We start from the raw sequence: 18,536 nt of genomic DNA, 5'->3' as shown, positions 1-18,536 counted from the left end.
TCCTCTCTTTGTTTAAATCGATTGTAAATTGACTTTCTGCTGTGGGATTAGCCGACAGACAGAGAGGATCTTACCAACGATAATGAGCAAATGCGCGGTTCGCGTCTGCCATTTTGTGTGTGTCTTCGCGTTTTTTAACAGAAGCTCCAGTATTGTTTGCAGCGTCCATGATTTCTTTCGCTAAGCGTTCTTCCATTGTGTGTTCACCGCGCAAGCGAGCGTAGTTAACTACCCAACGTAGCGCTAAAGTCGTACGACGTTCAGGGCGAACTTCAACTGGTACTTGATAGTTTGAACCCCCAACACGACGTGCTTTAACTTCAAGAACAGGCATAACATTGTTCATTGCTTGTTCAAACACTTCTAATGGATCGTTACCTGTAGATTCTTTGATCAAATCAAAGGCATTATAGATAATATTAGCAGCAACACCGCGTTTTCCGTCAACCATTACACGGTTGATCAAGCGAGTTACTAATTTTGAGTTATAAATAGGATCTGGTAAAACATCACGTTTTGCAACAGGACCTTTACGTGGCATCCGTAACTCCTCCTTCCGAAATATTCTTCATAGTTGATCGAACGACTATTATATAGTAGGTTCGATTTTCATTTGTAGTAAATAATTAAAATTAAGCTTTAGGTCTTTTCGTACCGTATTTAGAACGGCTTTGTTTACGGTCGTTCACACCAGCAGTATCTAGTGCACCACGAACGATATGATAACGTACCCCTGGTAAGTCTTTTACACGTCCACCGCGTAATAGTACCACGCTATGCTCTTGTAAATTGTGACCAATCCCTGGGATATAAGCAGTAACTTCAATTAAGTTTGACAAACGAACACGAGCATATTTACGTAAAGCTGAGTTCGGTTTTTTAGGTGTCATTGTTCCCACACGTGTAGCTACCCCACGTTTTTGAGGAGAGTTCACGTTTGTTTGAGTTTTCTTAAAGCTGTTATATCCTTTGTTCAAAGCAGGTGAATTAGATTTTTCCACCTTTGATTTACGAGGTTTACGTACTAATTGGTTAATTGTAGGCATTCCTAGTTCCTCCTTCCCACGATTCACATCTAGTTCCACACATCCAGGTGGTTCTTTTTTTGCGATAAAAAATAAATGCAGTTATGCATCTTTATCAAATATGCTTTGATAAACAGTCAGCACGTCTCTTAACAGAGACCTGTAGATAAAGCACCTTGGTTAGAATATCACGGATAAAAAAGAATGTCAACCAAACATATACATTTTTTTCTATCCTATAAAAATTGTGTTATGCTCTCTATCTTTTTCGATTAAATCAAGCTAAAATAGCAGTTAAAGAGCTATAAAAATGCTGGAGGGATAGAAATGAACTTAAAGCAATTAGTAGGCATTAAAGCTGCAGAATTTGTTGAAGATGGCATGATCGTTGGACTTGGAACTGGTTCTACTGCCTATTATATGGTAGAAGAAATTGGCCGACGCATGCGCGAAGAAGGATTGAAAATCACTGGTGTCACTACTTCTAGCGGTACAAAAGCACAAGCAGAAAGCTTAGGTATCCCTTTGAAAAGTATTGATGAAGTCCCAGTCGTCGATTTGACGATCGATGGTGCCGATGAAATCAGTGCCGATTTTCAGGGAATCAAAGGTGGCGGTGCTGCTCTTTTATTTGAAAAGATCGTTGCATCTTATTCAAAACAAACGATCTGGATCGTCGATGGATCAAAAATGGTGGATCAACTTGGGCGCTTTCCACTCCCTGTCGAAGTCATCCCCTATGGTTCTCAACAACTGATGCGTCTTTTTAAAGAAAAAAACTATCAGCCTGTATTACGTCAAACAGAAACTGGTGAGATCGTCGTAACAGATAGTGGGCACTATATTATTGACCTTCATTTAGAACGAATCGAAGATCCCGAAAAATTAGCGACTTATTTGGATCAATTAGTCGGTGTCGTCGAACACGGCTTGTTTTTAAATATGGTTTCAAAGGTTGTCGTTGCCTCTGAAAATGGCGTGTCTGTACTCGATACTCCCTTTCAAAAATAATGCGAAAGAGATTCGTTGAAAATGCCTAAAAAAACTATCTTTTTCAGTTACTTTATGCTACATTTTTACTTGTCTCAAACACTTAGAAAACTTTGCTAGAAAGGAATCACCATGAAGATTATCGGTTATGCACGTACAACTATTAATGATGTCGATTCGACGGCTCAAATGCAAAAACTCTCTGATTTTGGTTGTCACGAAATTTTTCACGAAACGTATGGTCAAAAAGACAGTTTATCTGACGCCATTTGTTTAGAAAAAGTCATCGAAAAAATGGAGCAAGGCGATACATTAGTGATTTGCCAGCTTCATCATCTAGGAAAATCGACAAGACAACTAACAGAATTCACGAAATTATTTAAAGACCGTGGGTTACATCTAGTCAGCATCACAGAAAAAATCGATACTCGCGAACCTATGGGGACGGTCTACTTCCAATTGATGGAAGGATTAGCTGAGATGGAGTGTGCATTGATCAAAGAACGCACGCTGATTGGATTAGATGAAGCACGCAAAAAAGGAAAAATCGGCGGACGACCAAAAATCGATGCCAAAACAATCAAAAAAATTCGTCGTCTCTACTATGAAAAGAAAGAAACGATCCAATTTATTTCTTCAAAATGTGGCGTTTCAGTCGGCACTTGCTACAAATATATCAACCTACCTGAAAAAGAGCTTCAGCAATTATTCAATTAATTAGCAAGTACAAACCCGTTGATTTCAATAATTGATCGAAAGAACCCACACTAAACAATCAGAAATTATTTTACTTAATAGATAAAAAGGTTGTCAAACAAGTTTTTTTAGTGAAAGCTCTGTAATAACGCTTGTTTACAGCCTTTTTTTTAGTTCGTCTGTGGTCTTTTAAACAAACAGCTTTCATTTTACAATGGAAATCTTATGAAAAACATTGTACAATAAGGCAGAACTGAAATTTTCAGAAATAACACTTATTTTAAAGGAGAGTTAAACATGCCAAAATTAGTTTTTTCTCGTCACGGTCTTAGCGAATGGAATGCATTGAACCAATTTACTGGTTGGGCAGATGTAAACCTAGCACCAGAAGGAATCGAAGAAGCAAAAGAAGGCGGACGTAAAATCAAAGAAGCTGGAATCGAATTTGATGTTGCTTATACTTCTGTATTAACTCGTGCCATCAAAACTTGTAACTTGATTTTAGAATACTCAGATCAACTTTGGGTACCACAAATCAAATCATGGCGCTTGAACGAACGTCATTATGGTAAATTACAAGGATTAAATAAAAAAGAAACAGCAGAAAAATATGGTGACGAACAAGTTCACATCTGGCGTCGTTCATACGACACTCTTCCTCCATTAATGGAAGCAACTGATGAAGGTTCAGCAGCAAACGATCGTCGTTATGCAATGTTAGACAAACGCGACGTACCTGGTGGAGAAAACTTGAAAGTTACTTTAGAACGCGCATTGCCATTCTGGCAAGACGAAATTGCACCAGCTTTGTTAGACAACAAAACTGTCTTAGTTGCTGCACATGGTAACTCTTTGCGTGCATTAGCAAAACACATCGAAGGAATCTCTGATGAAGACATCATGGATCTTGAAATCCCAACAGGTCAACCACTTGTTTATGAATTAAACGACGACTTGACTGTCATCAAAAAATACTACTTATAATAGATATTCTATTGTAAGTATGACAGCCCCCTCACCTCCTATTATTGTAAGAGATGAAGGGACTGTTTTTTTTAGATATTAGATAGACGGCAGTCTTAGCTATCAAATGCGAATGATATCAATTTACATAAGAACTAATGATCATAATAGTAAATACTGTTTGAATAAACAAAAAATTAAGAGAAAGGCCCAACATTGAGAGAAAAAAGAATGTTTAGTTTATTCCCTATCACGCCTAATGGCGCATGAACCAATCAGTAATCATTTCTAAACAACTCGAAAAATTCGTTATGTAAGACATTTTACTAACAGTCCAGCCTAGCTATTCTTGCTAGGTTGGGCTGTTTATTGAGCCATAGATAGCGAGAGGACAAATAGATATCTTGTCCCCCTTCTCACCGATTCCTGAAAAAGCAAGCAGTAATCGCTTAAATAGTTAAAACACTGTAATTCTCTTTCTGATCGCATACCCAACATACAATGCTTATGTTTATTAAATAAACAATATCTTTTGGTATCTCCCTTCCAATTTATCAACTTGCTATGTAAAAGTACTCTTTATTATTTTCATCACCACTTTTTCATTATACCTCTTCCTTTTTTTGCATAGCAAGATGTCAGACAATCATTCAGTTGTGGAGCGAAAATTTTTTTGTAGAAACTTATTTGAATTTCATTCTTTTATCCTGTTTCTAAGAGGAAGTTTTCATTTTTATGAGCTATCACCACAACTCTCCATCTTTTCTTATGTTGCTAATAAATGAAATTAAGATAAAAATCAACCTCATAAAACTATTTATTTTATCATTTTTTCTAATAATAAATGTTATAGAGTAAAAAGCGTTTACATGACCGCTATTTTCTCGGTTATGATTAATTTGTGAGATACAGACAGACTAAAAGGCTGCATCTTACAAACAAAATCAAAAAAATAAAAATATAGAGTGAGGAGAGACAAGATGATCAAAAATAATTTAAAAACAATGATGTCAGCAGGTATGGTATTTTTAAGTTTAGGAGGATCCGTTTCGACATTAGCAACAAGTCTATCAACAACTGACTTCGTTAGTACAAGCAAACAGGCCATTGAGCAACAATTGTATATCCATAATGGTGACTTTAATGACGGGTTTGATCGTTGGATCGTTAGTGACCCTGATTCAAATAATTCCACACTTCAAACCGTAAATGGAAATAACTTTGCTTTAGCAAGAGATGGTGAAAATGTTCATCAATACGTGACATTGAAACCAAATACTACCTATACATTTAGTTATGATGTTGCAGCAAGCGAATCAGCAACAGGACGTGTTGAATTAGGGATCATGAATCATGGTGTCGGTTTCGATGTATTAGAACGCGTTGAACATAATAATGAGGACTGGGAACGTGGCAAACTTACCTTTACGACTCCAGACGCTGAAAATACATACCTTGTGCGCTTTGCTTCTACATGGAAAGGTTGGGCAAAATATGACAATATCCAAGTAGCAACAGGCGTAACAGAAACAAACTTGTTATCTGTAGGGAGAGAAGGTAATCGAGCATTTGCCTACTTAACTTTAGATGAGGACCGTTTCAATGGTCGAGAAAGACTAGTCGTGACTGTTGATGGAAGATATCTTTTTGAAACACACAATGGGATCAATTACTATTCCTCTAGAAGATTAGTTGACGGCAATATCCAAATACGACAAATCATTGCTGGTACTGCAGGTCAAGTTATCCGCGTTCATAGAGTACCAGGTTTCCCAGGAATGGCCACATCTGGAGGTGTATTGTTAGAATCATATACTATTGGAGCAGATTTGTTTTAATCATAAATGACCATAAATCATACCATATTACGTGAGCAAATAAATGATTAAGGTATTCACCAACAATATATGACTCATTTGTCACATCCTGTTGGTGCCTAGTTGGGAACAGAAAGAGCGTAACTCGCTTCTTTCTGTTCTTTTTTATTTAGTTAAGATTGTGCCATTTCGTCTGCAATTGAAGGAATGGGGATTCACATTTTAGATATTCAAGTAGTTGACTTCAGGAGGACTCGCGAAGTAACTGAAGCAACGGTTGTCGTTGATTTCAGCTTATGTGAGACAGTTTCTGCAAAAAAAATGTGACTGCCAATTTTCTATTAATAGAAGTTTAGGCAGTCACACTTTCTTGCTGTTTAATTATTACTTTATCCTTGAATCGCCGTTTCCAATCCTACTTCAATCATGTCATTGAATGTTGTCTGACGTTCGCTGGCAGTTGTTTCTTCACCGGTGATCAGATGGTCACTGACCGTCATGATCGCTAATGTTTGCACTTGGTATTTTGCACCTAGATAATACAACGCAGCAGCTTCCATTTCCACGCCCATCACACCAAGTTCTGCTAACTTGAATGTCTCTGTCAAATCGTCTTTGTAGAAAGAATCTTCTGATAGTACATTGCCAACGTGTGTAGTAAAACCTTTTTCTTTCGCTACTTCGTATACTTTCAACAACAAGTCAAAATCACAGATTGGTGGAAAATGGAACGCGTTGAAATTCTTTTCGATCATAGAAGAACTTGTCGCGGCTCCTTGTGCTAAGACCAAGTCACGAACGTGTACGTCTTTTGACAAGGCACCGCATGTGCCAACACGAATCAATTTTTTTACGTCATAGGAATTGACCAACTCATGCGCATAGATCATCGCTGAGGGCATACCCATTCCTGTTCCTTGAACAGAGACTCTTTCCCCTTTATACGTTCCAGTATAACCAAGCATACCGCGTACTTGGTTATAGCAAACGGGATTCTCTAAAAAAGTTTCTGCAATATACTTCGCTCTTAGTGGATCGCCAGGAAGTAAAATCTTGTCTGCGATTTCTCCTGGTTTTGCTTCAATATGAACACTCATTTCCGGACCTCTCAATCAATTTTTTATAGTAAAGAAAGTGTTTCTTTGATCAATGATTTAAATGTTTGTTTGACTCTCTCAGTTGTTTCAACGACTTCTTCGTGATTCAAGTTTGCTTGCATACCAGCAGCCAAGTTAGTGATACAAGAAATCCCTAAGACCTTCAATCCGCTATGAGCTGCAACAATGACTTCTGGTACAGTCGACATGCCCACTGCATCTGCACCCATCACGCGAGACATGCGAATCTCAGCTGGTGTTTCGTACGTTGGACCGGAATAGCCCATATACACGCCTTCTTTTAATTCTACGTCCAATGATGTCGCTGCTGCTTTTGCCATTTCGCGATACGCTTTTGTATAAGCTTCACTCATATCAGGGAAACGAGGCCCCATTTCTTCGTCATTAGGCCCAATCAATGGATTTTGACCTGTAAAGTTGATATGATCCGTGATCAGCATCAAATCACCTGGTGCAAATGATTCATTCACGCCACCACACGCATTGGTCACAACAACTGAATGCGCGCCTAGCGCAGCCATCACTCGCACAGGATAAGTGACTGTTTGCATCGAATGACCTTCATAAAAATGGAAACGTCCTTGCATCGCCAATACTTTTTTGCCTGAAAGTGTTCCGTAAACAAGTTGACCTGCATGTCCAACGACTGTCGAAGTTGGAAAGAACGGAATCTTATCATAAGGAATCACGATTGCTTCTTCGATCTCCTCTGCTAATTCACCTAAACCTGAACCTAAGATCATGCCAAAATCGATCGTTCCGACACCTTTGCTTTTGATAAACGCAGTCGTCTCTTGTAACATCTCATTTAATTTCATTGTTTTTCTCCTATATATAAAATTTTGATTATTCTATCTTACATAATAAAGCCAATGATGATTCATTGATGGATGATGCACGTCGTTATTTCAATAGTTTTAAAAAACTTTCGCCATTTTCAGTTGCTGCTACGTTAAAGTTTTCGGCAATCGTTGCAGAGATATCCGCATAATAACCTTGTGGTAAACTACCTTGCCCACTCATTTGTTTACTATAAGCAAGTAATGGCACGTATTCGCGAGTATGGTCAGTACCAGTGAAAGTTGGATCATTCCCATGGTCAGCGGTGATTAATAATAGATCATCGTCAGCCATTGCATCTAATAATTCTGGAATACGCAAATCAAAATCTTCGATAGCACGCGCATAACCAACCACATCGCGACGATGACCGTATAACGCATCAAAATCGACTAAGTTTGTAAAACTCAACCCAGTGAAGTCTTGTTTCATCACATTCAATAATTGATCTACACCATCCATATTGCTCTTTGTACGAACAGAATCGGTGATGCCTTGGCCATTGAAAATATCATTGATCTTACCGACTGCAATAACATCTTTGCCGGCTTCTTTCAATGAGTCTAAAACCGTATGTCCAAATGGATCTAATGCGTAATCGTGACGGTTGCTTGTTCGCGTAAAGTTACCTGGCTCACCAAGATATGGACGGGCAATGATCCGACCGATCATATAAGGATCATCTTTTGTAATTTCACGAACATATTCGCAAATCCGATAAAGTTCTTCTAAAGGAATAATTTCTTCATGTGCAGCAATTTGTAACACTGGATCAGCTGACGTATAAACGATCAAGTCGCCGGTGTTCATTTGATGTTCACCAAAGTCGTCAATGACTGCTGTTCCGCTATAAGGTTCGTTACAAACAATTTTACGTCCAGAGAATTCTTCGATTTTCTTCAATAATTCATCCGGGAAGCCGTTTGGAAAAACACGAAATGGTGTTTTGATATTCAAGCCCATGATTTCCCAATGTCCTGTCATTGTATCTTTGCCGACAGAAACTTCTTCCAATTTGGTCGCATACCCTTGATGATCTTGCACTGCTTCGACCCCTTCTAAAGGACGAATCGTTCCTAATCCAAGTTGCTCCAAATTCGGTATCGTCAACCCAGCTTCTTTAGCAATATGACCTAATGTATCCGAACCTTTATCTCCGAATTTTTCAGCATCAGGTGCTTCTCCGATTCCGACTGAATCCATGACGATCAAATGTACGCGTTTAAACATGAGTATTCCTTCTTTCTATTTATTTTCTTTATAAAGTAAAAAGGGCGAGCCGAAAAAAACTTCCCGTAACCCGCCCTTTTTAATCACTAAACGATTATTTGGATTTTATATAATTCTTACCGTTGGCTTTTGGTCCAGAAGCTTTACCTAAAAACGCCACTAAAACGATAATCGTTAATAGATAAGGTGCAATTTGTAGTAAAACTGGTGGAATTGAAGAAATCACTGGTAATTGCGCGCCGATGATACTCAAACTTTGTGCAAAACCAAAGAATAAGGATGCACCCATCGCACCTAGTGGATTCCACTTACCAAAAATCATTGCAGCCATTGAGATGAACCCTTGACCGACAATCGTTCCTGCTGAAAAGTTCCCAGAGATCGATTGAGCGAACACAGCTCCACCCATGCCTCCAAGAAGACCAGAAATCAAGACACCTGAATAGCGCATCGCATATACATTGATCCCTAGTGTATCTGCAGCTTGAGGATTTTCCCCAACAGAACGTAAACGTAAACCAAATTTAGTTTTGAAGATGACGAACCATGCGATAACAGCAATTAAAATCGCACAATACGCTGGTAAAAATGTATTTCTAAAGAAAATTTGACCAATCACTGGAATCTCAGATAATCCAGGAAATGAAAAGTAACCTAAGTTTTGTGAGATATTGTCTGTTTGTCCTTTACCATACCATGCTTTGATCAAAAATACACCTAAAGCAGGTGCCATCAAATTGATGACCGTTCCGCTGATGATATGGTCTGCGCGCAAGCTGATTGTTGCGACTGCATGGATCAAGGAAAAGAGAACACCAACTACGCCACCGACTAAAATAGCAATCCAAGGAGTCATTGAGCCTAATGTGTCACTCATCGTCAAGTTGAAGACGACCGCACTAAACGCCCCCATCACCATGATGCCTTCTAACCCAACGTTGACGATCCCGCTTCGTTCAGAAAACGTTCCGCCTAAGGAGGTTAAAATCAACGGTGTTGAATAAACAAGTGTTGATGTAAGGATCAAGGAAATCAGTTCTACTGTTGACATTACAGCTCTCCTCCTTCTTGATTTTGTTGATTTGGTTTCGTTTCAATCGTTGCGACGATTTCCTCTTGTTTTTTCCCTTGGAAGAATTTCGCCATAAGGAAACGAATCAAGAAGTTGATCCCCACGAAGAAGATGATCAAGGCAATCGATACATTGACGATTTCAAACGGTACTCCAGCACCAGTCTGCATTCCTAATCCACCGATTTTTAGGACACTGAATAATAGCGCAGATAACAAAATCCCAATCGCAGAACCAGAACCTAATAATGACACGGCCATACCATCAAACCCGATGGATAATGAGGTTGTCTGTACGAAGAAGTTTTGATATGTTCCTAGTCCTTCGACCACACCACCTAGTCCGGCTAATCCACCAGAGATAACCATGGATAAGACAATTGTTCGTTTACTACTCATTCCCGCATATTCAGAGGCATATGGATTCAATCCAACAGAACGGATCTCAAAGCCTAAGGTTGTTTTCTTCATGACGATCCATACAACCACTAACGCAATCAGTGCCAAGAAGAGTCCGCCATTCACACGAGAGCCTCCAAACATCTGGGTCAGCCAAGGAATACGTAAAGATGCATTCTCACTGATCATATTTGAAGAGTCTAAACTTGAACGATAAGATTCAGGCATTATTTCATGAAGTGTATACGTACTTAAATAGAGCAAAATATAATTCATCATGATCGTTACGATAACTTCACTTGTTCCAAAGAACGCACGTAACAATCCTGGAATAGCTGCGGCCATTGCCCCAGCAAGTGCACCTAAAATCACGCACATTGGCAAGAGAATGATTTTTGGTAGATCTGGAAAAGCTAACGCGGTCCAAATGCTTATGATCCAGCCACACAGTGCTTGTCCAGAAAGCCCGATATTAAAGAATCCGGCTGAATTGGCAACAGAAAAACCTAAGGCTGTAAAAATCAAAGGTGTTGCTTGTCTTAATGTTTCACCGATACTTCGTTGTGAACCTAACGAAGCATTCAACATGGAAGAATATCCTTGGATTGGATGGTAACCAAAGGCAACCATCAAAATAGCACCTAGAATCAACCCTAAAATAACCGAAAATATAGGCACTAGCAGATTACGGAACCTTTCGCTACGATCATTCATGTGTGTCACCAACCTTTTCTAACTCTCTACGTGCTTCTTCTAAAGTATACCCCGCCATCAATAGACCTAGCTCGTTTTCAGATGTTTCTTTTGGATCAACGATCCCCACGATTTTTCCTTGATGGATTACCGCAATACGATCGGACACATTTAAAATTTCTTCTAATTCAAAACTAATCAATAAAACTGCTTTGAACTTATCACGTTGCTCAATCAAACGTTTATGGATAAACTCGATTGCACCAACATCTAATCCACGTGTTGGATTCGCAACGATCAGTAGATCAGGGTCACGATCGATCTCGCGAGCAATGATGGCTTTTTGTTGGTTCCCACCAGATAAAGCTTTCGCTGGTACTAATTCGTTCGTTGTCCGCACATCATACTCATCGATTAAATCTCTAGCATGTTCATTCATCACACCATAGTTCAACAGACCATTTTTACTATACGGTTTTTGATAGTAGGTTTGCATGGCAATATTTTCAGATAAAGTCATATCAAGGACCAAACCATATTTATGTCGATCTTCTGGCACATGTCCTAGCCCAGATTCGGTGATTTTACGTGGTTTTTTATTCGTGATCTCTTCGTCTTTCAAACGAATCGTTCCACTTTCTACTTTACGTAAACCGGTTAACGCTTGAATCAACTCCGATTGTCCATTTCCATCGATTCCAGCAATACCTAAGACTTCACCTGCTCGGACTTCCAGACTCAAATCTTTCACTGCTTCTAATCCGCGGTTTTCTTTAACTACAAGATTTTCAACAGAAAGCACCACTTCTTGTGGACGTGCTTCTTTTTTCATTGTTTTGAATGAGACGGTTCTTCCGACCATCATATCGGCTAACTGTTGCGAAGAAACATCTTTCACATTGACCGTTCCAATCCCTTGACCACGACGAATGACCGTACAACGATCGGCAACTGCTTTGATCTCATCTAATTTATGTGTGATCAAAATGATCGACTTTCCTTCTTTGACTAGCTCTTTCATGATCACGATCAATTCATCGATTTCTTGCGGCGTCAGTACGGCTGTTGGCTCATCAAAAATCAAGACATCTGCACCACGATAGAGTGTTTTTAAAATCTCCACACGTTGTTCCATACCGACAGAAATATCACGAACGTACGCATCCGGATTCACTGCTAAGCCATATTGTTCAGATAATCGTTTGATTTCTTCCCGGGCTTTCTTACGGTTCAAGATACCACCTGTACTTGGCTCACTACCTAGTACGATATTTTCTGTTACTGTGAATGCATCGACTAACATAAAGTGTTGATGCACCATTCCGATCCCTAATTGATTGGCTTTCGTCGGGCTCGTGATGTTTACTTCTTTGCCGTGCATCAAAATCTCACCTGATGTTGGCTCTAAAAGACCGGATAAAACATTCATTAACGTTGATTTACCTGCACCATTTTCACCAAGCAAGGCATGGATTTCTCCTGCTTTCACTTGAAGGTTGATGTTGTCATTTGCTTTGAAAGTACCGAATTGTTTCGTGATATTTCGCATTTCGATGACAATATTTTCTTGATCCACATTTTTCACATCCTAACAATTTATATCCAGACGACATTGTTTAAAAAATAAAAGGGACGATGACGATCATTCACAAAACGTCGCTCATCGAGTAACCAAAATCCAAGGAGCTAAGCTACTTGTTACAAGTTGTTCCCTTATCCAAATCGGGATACCTAGCAACTTGCATAAAAAAACAACATTAAGTAGATAACTAAACGATAGCCCTGTTAAACAATTGTCCAACAAGGCTATAGAAATGGTATTTATTAGCTTTCAGGAGTTTCAGGAACTTCGATGTCACCTGAAATGATTTTTTCTTTTGCTTCATCTACTGCTTTTTTCGCTTCATCAGAAAGTTGGCCTTCAGTGATACCTACACCGTCTTCTTTCAAACCATAAACAGTGTGTTCGCCACCAGGGAAGTCACCCTCTGCTGATTGTTGTGCTAAATCTTTTACAACTGTTCCTACACCTTTAAGTGTTGATGTCAATGTGAAGTTTTTGTCTTCACCATTCAATGTGTAGTTTCCTTCGTCAGATTGGTCACGGTCAACACCGATTACCCAAACTTTTTTGTCGCCTGATTCATTTAATGATTTTGCTTCTTGGAAGACACCGTTACCTGTACCACCTGAAGCATGGAAAATGATGTCAGCGTTTTGTGCGTACATACCTTGTGCGATTGAACGTCCTTTATCTGGAGCTGAGAAATCACCTGCGTATTGGTTCAATACTTCGATGTCTTTATTCAACGCTTCAGCGCCTGCTTTAACTCCGGCATTGAAACCAGCTTCAAAACGGTCGATTACTTCCCCTTTAACGCCACCGATAAATCCAACCACATTTGTTTCAGTTGTGTAAGCTGCTGCAACTCCAGCAAGATAAGAAGCTTCGTTATCTTTGAATGTTGCTGAAACGACGTTGTCTTTTCCTTCGATCACATCATCAATGATTGCAAAGTTTGTTTCAGGGTTACTTGTTGCTTGTTCTTCGATTGCAGGTTTCAATTTAAAACCAATCCCAAAAATTGTCTTGAAGCCAGCGTTTAACGCTTGATCGATATTTGGAATATAATCTGATTCATTGGCAGATTGGAAATATTGGAAGCCATCGTTTCCACGTGACAAGCCTTCCTCTTTACCCCAATCTTCTAACCCTTCCCAAGCTGACTGGTTGAATGAACGGTCGTCGACGCCACCTGTATCTGTAATCAATGCTGCAGTTGCTGTTCCTGATGCACTGTTTCCACCGGTTGAATCAGTAGAATCTGAACCGCCGTTACCGCATGCGCTTAAAAGTAAGCCTGCTGATAGTGCGATAGCACCTAAACCAAATAATTTTGCTTTTTTCATTTCTGTAAAGCCCCCTAAAAGTAGTTGTTTTTTCAACAGTCAGCTGACTGAATTGAACATAATTTATAAATCTTTTTCTGAAAATGCGTAAGGTAATAACTCTCTTACGGTCATCGTTTTCGTCACACCATTGTCGCCAACCAACGTGACTGGCATCTCTGGCTCACAAAATTCTGCCATTACTTGGCGACAAGCACCACATGGAGAAATCGGCTCAGGTGTATGACCTGCAACGACTAGATGTGTAAAGTCCATTTCTTTTTCAGATACTGCTTTAAAAAACGCAGTACGTTCTGCGCAATTCGTTAAGCCAAATGACGCATTTTCGATATTCAATCCTTGATAGGTTTTCCCAGATGCTGTCACTAAACAAGCACCTACTGGAAATTTGGAATAAGGCACATACGCTTTATCCAAAGCGTCGATAGCGATATCGATCCATTCTTGTTTGATTTCTGACATCTTTTTCTCCTTAGAATATTAATAGCCTTCGCCAGTTGAACCGGACATGATTGATACACCAGCACTTGTACCGATTCGTGTTGCACCGGCTTCGATCATTGCCAGGGCTTCCACTTCATTGTGGATACCTCCTGAAGCTTTGACGCCCATTTCTGGACCAACCGTTTCACGCATCAAGCGGATATCTTCCACTTTCGCGCCACCTGTTGAGAAACCAGTAGATGTTTTCACAAAATCAGCTCCTGCAGCTTTCGCTAATTCACAAGCTTTGATGATTTCCGCTTGTTCTAACAAGGCTGTTTCAATGATTACTTTAACTAACGCGCGATCTTTAGCAGCTTCGACTACGGCTTCGATATCTTTTTTCACGACATCGTCTTGTTCAGATTTCAAGGCACCGATATTGATGACCATATCCACTTCATCTGCGCCATTTTCGATCGCATTCTTTGTTTCAAATGCCTTTGTTTCGGCCGTATTTGCTCCTAATGGGAAACCAATAACGGTACAAACAGCGACTGGCTCACCTTGTAATTCCTCTTTCGCCAAGGCAACCCATGTTGGATTGATACATACTGAATAGAAATGATGTTTTTTTGCTTCCTCAATAATGCGCATCACATCTGCTTTTGTTGCATCTGCTTTTAGAATTGTGTGGTCGATCATTCGATTTAATTCCATGTCTCTTCTCCTTCTACTCTGTAATGATGTCATGAATCAGGATAGGCTTCTCCGCCGTATCACCGATTTCAATATTTTTATATAACAAGTCGATCACTGGCGAAATGTCTTCTTCATTACTATAGATCGTCAATAGCGATTCGCCAGCTTCTACTTTATCACCGATTTTCTTATTCAATCGTAAACCAACAGCATGATCAATCGAATCTTCTTTCGTTTTACGTCCTGCACCAAGCATCATTGCTGCGATCCCTAATTCGTTCGCAACGATTTTTGTCACGACACCTGTTGTCTTCGCTGGCAGTTCATAAATATAACGAGCAGTTAACAACCGCGCAGGTTCATCGACAACTGTTGGGTCGCCCCCTTGGTTCTGGATCATTTCTTTGAATTTAGCTAAAGCTTTCCCTGATTCAAGGGCTTCTTTTAGCATTTCGCGCGCTTCTTCGATCGATGTCGCTTTTTTGGCTAAAACGACCATTTGACTACCTAAAGCATAGCACATTTCAACTAAATCTTCCGGTCCGTTCCCTTGAAGTGTTTCAATGGCTTCAACGACTTCTAAGCTGTTGCCGATTGCTTCACCCAACGGTTCAGACATATCAGAGATCACTGCTACTGTTTGGCGACCGGCTAATTTGCCGATCCGTGTCATGGTCTTCGCCAAGCGTCTCGCGTCATCGATATTTTTCATGAAGGCACCGTCACCCGTCGTCACATCTAGCACGATCGCATCCGCTCCTGCAGCGATTTTCTTACTCATGATCGAACTAGCAATCAATGGGATCGAGTTGACCGTTGCCGTCACATCACGCAAGGCATACAATTTTTTATCTGCTGGAGCGAGATTGCCCGATTGGCCGATCACCGCTACTTTACTTTCGTTCACGGTGCGGATGAATTCTTCATCTGATAGTTCGATCCGAAATCCAGGAATAGCTTCTAACTTATCTAATGTGCCACCTGTGTAGCCAAGACCACGCCCTGACATTTTTGCCACAGTTGCACCTACACTTGCTACTAAAGGTGCTAAAATCAGGGTAGTTGTATCCCCCACGCCTCCGGTAGAATGCTTGTCGACTTTGATCCCATCTAAGGAACTTAAATCGATCACATCGCCAGAATGAGCGATTGCCAACGTTAGATCAGTGATTTCTTCATCGGTCATATCCTGATAGAAAATAGCCATCAATAATGCGCTGATTTGGTAATCAGGAATGTTATCATTTGTGTAGTTCGTGACAATGTACGAAATCTCTTCCTTTGATAATTGGTGTCCATCTCTCTTTTTTTCGATCAAATCGACCATCCGCATGCCGTAATCCTCCTCGTTCTTCATTCGGTATTATACAGGAATTTCGAAAAAGGTAAACCACTTTAGTAAACCGGTTTACTATTTTCCCGCAATGTATCTCACCAACTTTGTAAACACTTACATAAGCAATATAACGCCCTACTAGACCTTTGTCAATGTTTTTACGCTCTCACGAATAATTAATTTTGTTTCAAAGACTTTGTTCGGAACTTTTCTTTGTGGAAATTCAATCGTGTCAATCAAAAAGCGAGCTGCATAAAAACCGATATCGAAACTCGGTTGCTTGACCGTTGTCAACTTAGGGATCATATACTCAGACAATTTTAATCCATCAAAGCCGATGACCGAAATATCCTCTGGAATACGCTTGCCCATTTCATCGATTGCTTGGTAACAACCAATCGCCATGGCATCATTCCCACAAAATACCGCCGTTACATCTTTATGACGTAACAAGCGCTTACTTGCTTCGTACCCTCCTTGGACAGTCAGGTCTCCTTCTTCTACAAACTTACCGTTGAACGCCAGTCCATGATCTTTTAGTGCATGACGATAACCATTGAATCGCTCTTCTAACTGATAATAGCCAGTTGTCTCTTTTAGCATACCAATTTTAGTATGACCATTTTTGATCAATAACGAGACAGCTTGATAAGCGCCTTCATATTCTTTCACGATCAAGCGACCGTTATCTCGACGATTCAACCCACGATCGATCAGGATGATCGGCATGTTGTTATAAAAACTACTATCAAGTGCATACTCTTGAGGCAACACATTCGGCGTCGCTAACAATAAACCATCTACGGATCGATGAGAAAGCTCCCTTAAATACTTCAGTTCATTGTCTTGACTATGTCTGGAGTTACAAAGAATGATGACATATCCTAAGGGGTTTAAATAACTTTCAACCCCTTCGATCACTTTGGAAAAGAAGAAATCCGTCACATCTGGCACGATCATGCCAATCGTTTTTGAGTGACGATTGATCACATTGGAAGCAAAATAATCTGGCTTGTAATGATGTTCATTTACGATCGACAACACTTTTTTTCGTGTCTTTTCACTAAAACGGCTGCCTTTATTATTTAAAATCTGTGACACAGTCGTCACTGAAACACCTGCCATCTCAGCAATATCTCGAATTGTCAGTTTCACTTTTGTTCCCCCTTTATATATGTAAATTCCCTAACAGTGTACCAAATGGTTTTCGAAATGGATAGAGGGAAAAAAGGCTTGGTCAAAAGTAAATGAGTATCATATAGAGATTTACTAGATAAATTTTATAACAATGTCTTATGTTTCGTGGTTCACTCTCATTTCCCCTCATCCTACTTTATTTACCCATCACCGATGACGATTCGTTTATTTGATGTAGTAACATCTATACTCTAAAAATCGACCGCCCCACCCTAGTGTATGTAAATTGCTCTAATTTTATAGACTTTTAAAAAAGCTCAACGTGCTTTTTCACTGTTATTTTAGATATGTAAAAGCATTAAATAATATGTTATTTTTCTATCTTGCATTCCTTATTTTTCACTTTATTTGTCCTGTCATTTTCCTTCCACATCCATTGAGCAACTTCTTGTACAAACAAAAAAAGTCAAAGAAATACTGCTTATTTCTTCGACTGTTTCGTTGCTTTTATTCAGTTGCTTTCAGTCTTCTTTCACACTTCGGATAATATAATAGCCTTTATCTTTGATCACGATTTCTGCGTTTCCAAATGTTTCTTGCATTTTCTTTTGTGCGCTAGATGCCCCTTGTTTTTTCTGAATGACGATCGTTAAAGTACCGCCCGTACGTAAACGAGGATACGCACCTGTCAAGATTTCATGTACGACTTTTTTGCCTGCACGAATCGGCGGATTGCTGACGATTGCAGCATAATCTGTTTCTGTCACCTCTTCATAAATGTTTGACTGGTAAATCGCTACATTTTTGATTCGATTTCGCTTCGCATTTCCTTGGGCTAAATCAACCGCTCTGGCATTAATGTCTACCATCTCCACGAAACGTTCACTCGCATAGGCAAGAGAAAGTCCGATTGGACCATAACCACAGCCAACATCCAAAATTTTGCCATCTGGTAGCTGTGCCCATTCAAAGGCATCGATCAATACGCGTGAGCCATAATCAACTGTTTCACGTGAAAACACACCCGAGTCCGTCACGAACTGAAAAGTTTTCCCTCTTAGCTCAAATGACCATTCGTCAAACTCATGAGCAGTCTCTGGGTGTTCGGAATAATAATGATTCGTCATAGTTTCCATCCTTCTTATCTGTTAGTTGTTCATAGTCTAACGTGTTCCATGAGAAGGTG

18 protein-coding genes are annotated in these 18,536 nt (G+C 39.8%); 4 read left to right on the top strand and 14 right to left on the bottom strand.

The features are described 5' to 3' along the window. Positions 1-70 precede the first annotated feature (70 nt). Complete coding sequence (gene rpsG, locus IGJ49_RS00385; protein WP_010734474.1) at positions 71-541, bottom strand: 30S ribosomal protein S7; 471 nt, start codon at positions 539-541, stop codon at positions 71-73. 91 nt (positions 542-632) lie between these two features. Further along, positions 633-1,046: a 30S ribosomal protein S12 gene (gene rpsL / locus IGJ49_RS00380; protein WP_010734475.1), complete on the bottom strand. Its 414-nt coding sequence runs from the start codon at positions 1,044-1,046 to the stop codon at positions 633-635. A gap of 306 nt (positions 1,047-1,352) precedes the next feature. On the opposite strand from rpsL, the gene rpiA reads away from it, so the two are divergent. From rpiA to IGJ49_RS00360, 4 genes are all read left to right on the top strand, one after another. Next, positions 1,353-2,036, top strand: coding sequence for a ribose-5-phosphate isomerase RpiA (rpiA, locus tag IGJ49_RS00375; RefSeq protein ID WP_438722173.1), 684 nt, complete (start codon positions 1,353-1,355; stop codon positions 2,034-2,036). Between the two features lie 111 nt (positions 2,037-2,147). Further along, complete coding sequence (locus tag IGJ49_RS00370) at positions 2,148-2,732, top strand: recombinase family protein (protein ID WP_010734477.1); 585 nt, start codon at positions 2,148-2,150, stop codon at positions 2,730-2,732. Positions 2,733-3,008: 276 nt separating this feature from the next. After that, positions 3,009-3,695, top strand: coding sequence for a 2,3-diphosphoglycerate-dependent phosphoglycerate mutase (locus IGJ49_RS00365; protein WP_010734478.1), 687 nt, complete (start codon positions 3,009-3,011; stop codon positions 3,693-3,695). A 959-nt stretch (positions 3,696-4,654) separates the two neighbouring features. Beyond that, complete coding sequence (locus IGJ49_RS00360; RefSeq protein ID WP_438722172.1) at positions 4,655-5,512, top strand: carbohydrate binding domain-containing protein; 858 nt, start codon at positions 4,655-4,657, stop codon at positions 5,510-5,512. 368 nt (positions 5,513-5,880) lie between these two features. Here IGJ49_RS00360 and deoD read toward each other — a convergent pair whose 3' ends face one another. The 12 genes from deoD to IGJ49_RS00300 all read right to left on the bottom strand — a co-directional run bounded on the left by deoD (position 5,881) and on the right by IGJ49_RS00300 (position 18,477). Continuing rightward, on the bottom strand, positions 5,881-6,588 hold the full coding sequence (deoD, locus tag IGJ49_RS00355) for a purine-nucleoside phosphorylase (protein ID WP_438722171.1): 708 nt from the start codon (positions 6,586-6,588) through the stop codon (positions 5,881-5,883). Positions 6,589-6,611: 23 nt separating this feature from the next. Beyond that, a complete protein-coding gene (locus IGJ49_RS00350) occupies positions 6,612-7,427 on the bottom strand; it encodes a purine-nucleoside phosphorylase (protein ID WP_010734482.1) in 816 nt (271 codons plus the stop codon). An 85-nt stretch (positions 7,428-7,512) separates the two neighbouring features. Then, positions 7,513-8,679, bottom strand: coding sequence for a phosphopentomutase (deoB, locus tag IGJ49_RS00345; protein WP_023518897.1), 1,167 nt, complete (start codon positions 8,677-8,679; stop codon positions 7,513-7,515). A gap of 94 nt (positions 8,680-8,773) precedes the next feature. After that, positions 8,774-9,730, bottom strand: a complete 957-nt coding sequence (locus IGJ49_RS00340) for an ABC transporter permease (RefSeq protein ID WP_010734484.1) — start codon at positions 9,728-9,730, stop codon at positions 8,774-8,776. Then, a complete protein-coding gene (locus IGJ49_RS00335; RefSeq protein ID WP_010734485.1) occupies positions 9,730-10,863 on the bottom strand; it encodes an ABC transporter permease in 1,134 nt (377 codons plus the stop codon). The genes IGJ49_RS00340 and IGJ49_RS00335 overlap by 1 nt, the downstream gene beginning before the upstream one ends. Then, positions 10,856-12,418, bottom strand: coding sequence for an ABC transporter ATP-binding protein (locus tag IGJ49_RS00330; protein WP_019723072.1), 1,563 nt, complete (start codon positions 12,416-12,418; stop codon positions 10,856-10,858). Before IGJ49_RS00330 ends, IGJ49_RS00335 begins: the two co-directional genes overlap by 8 nt. Positions 12,419-12,666: 248 nt before the next feature. Beyond that, positions 12,667-13,752, bottom strand: coding sequence for a BMP family lipoprotein (locus IGJ49_RS00325; RefSeq protein WP_010734487.1), 1,086 nt, complete (start codon positions 13,750-13,752; stop codon positions 12,667-12,669). Between the two features lie 63 nt (positions 13,753-13,815). Continuing rightward, a complete protein-coding gene (locus tag IGJ49_RS00320; protein ID WP_019724046.1) occupies positions 13,816-14,214 on the bottom strand; it encodes a cytidine deaminase in 399 nt (132 codons plus the stop codon). An 18-nt stretch (positions 14,215-14,232) separates the two neighbouring features. Continuing rightward, positions 14,233-14,895, bottom strand: coding sequence for a deoxyribose-phosphate aldolase (gene deoC / locus IGJ49_RS00315; RefSeq protein WP_062805893.1), 663 nt, complete (start codon positions 14,893-14,895; stop codon positions 14,233-14,235). Between the two features lie 13 nt (positions 14,896-14,908). Next, positions 14,909-16,210, bottom strand: coding sequence for a pyrimidine-nucleoside phosphorylase (locus IGJ49_RS00310; RefSeq protein ID WP_438722170.1), 1,302 nt, complete (start codon positions 16,208-16,210; stop codon positions 14,909-14,911). 141 nt (positions 16,211-16,351) lie between these two features. Continuing rightward, on the bottom strand, positions 16,352-17,368 hold the full coding sequence (locus IGJ49_RS00305; RefSeq protein ID WP_010734491.1) for a LacI family DNA-binding transcriptional regulator: 1,017 nt from the start codon (positions 17,366-17,368) through the stop codon (positions 16,352-16,354). 503 nt (positions 17,369-17,871) lie between these two features. After that, positions 17,872-18,477 (bottom strand): class I SAM-dependent methyltransferase, encoded by a 606-nt coding sequence (locus tag IGJ49_RS00300; protein WP_169058197.1) that lies wholly within the window; start codon positions 18,475-18,477, stop codon positions 17,872-17,874. Positions 18,478-18,536 lie beyond the last annotated feature (59 nt).

This window comes from Enterococcus sp. AZ171 (assembly GCF_051714005.1).
GTDB lineage: Bacteria > Bacillota > Bacilli > Lactobacillales > Enterococcaceae > Enterococcus_B > Enterococcus_B pernyi.
The sequence above is the reverse complement of the archived record's forward strand: the minus strand, read 5'-3'. Positions and strand labels throughout refer to the sequence as shown.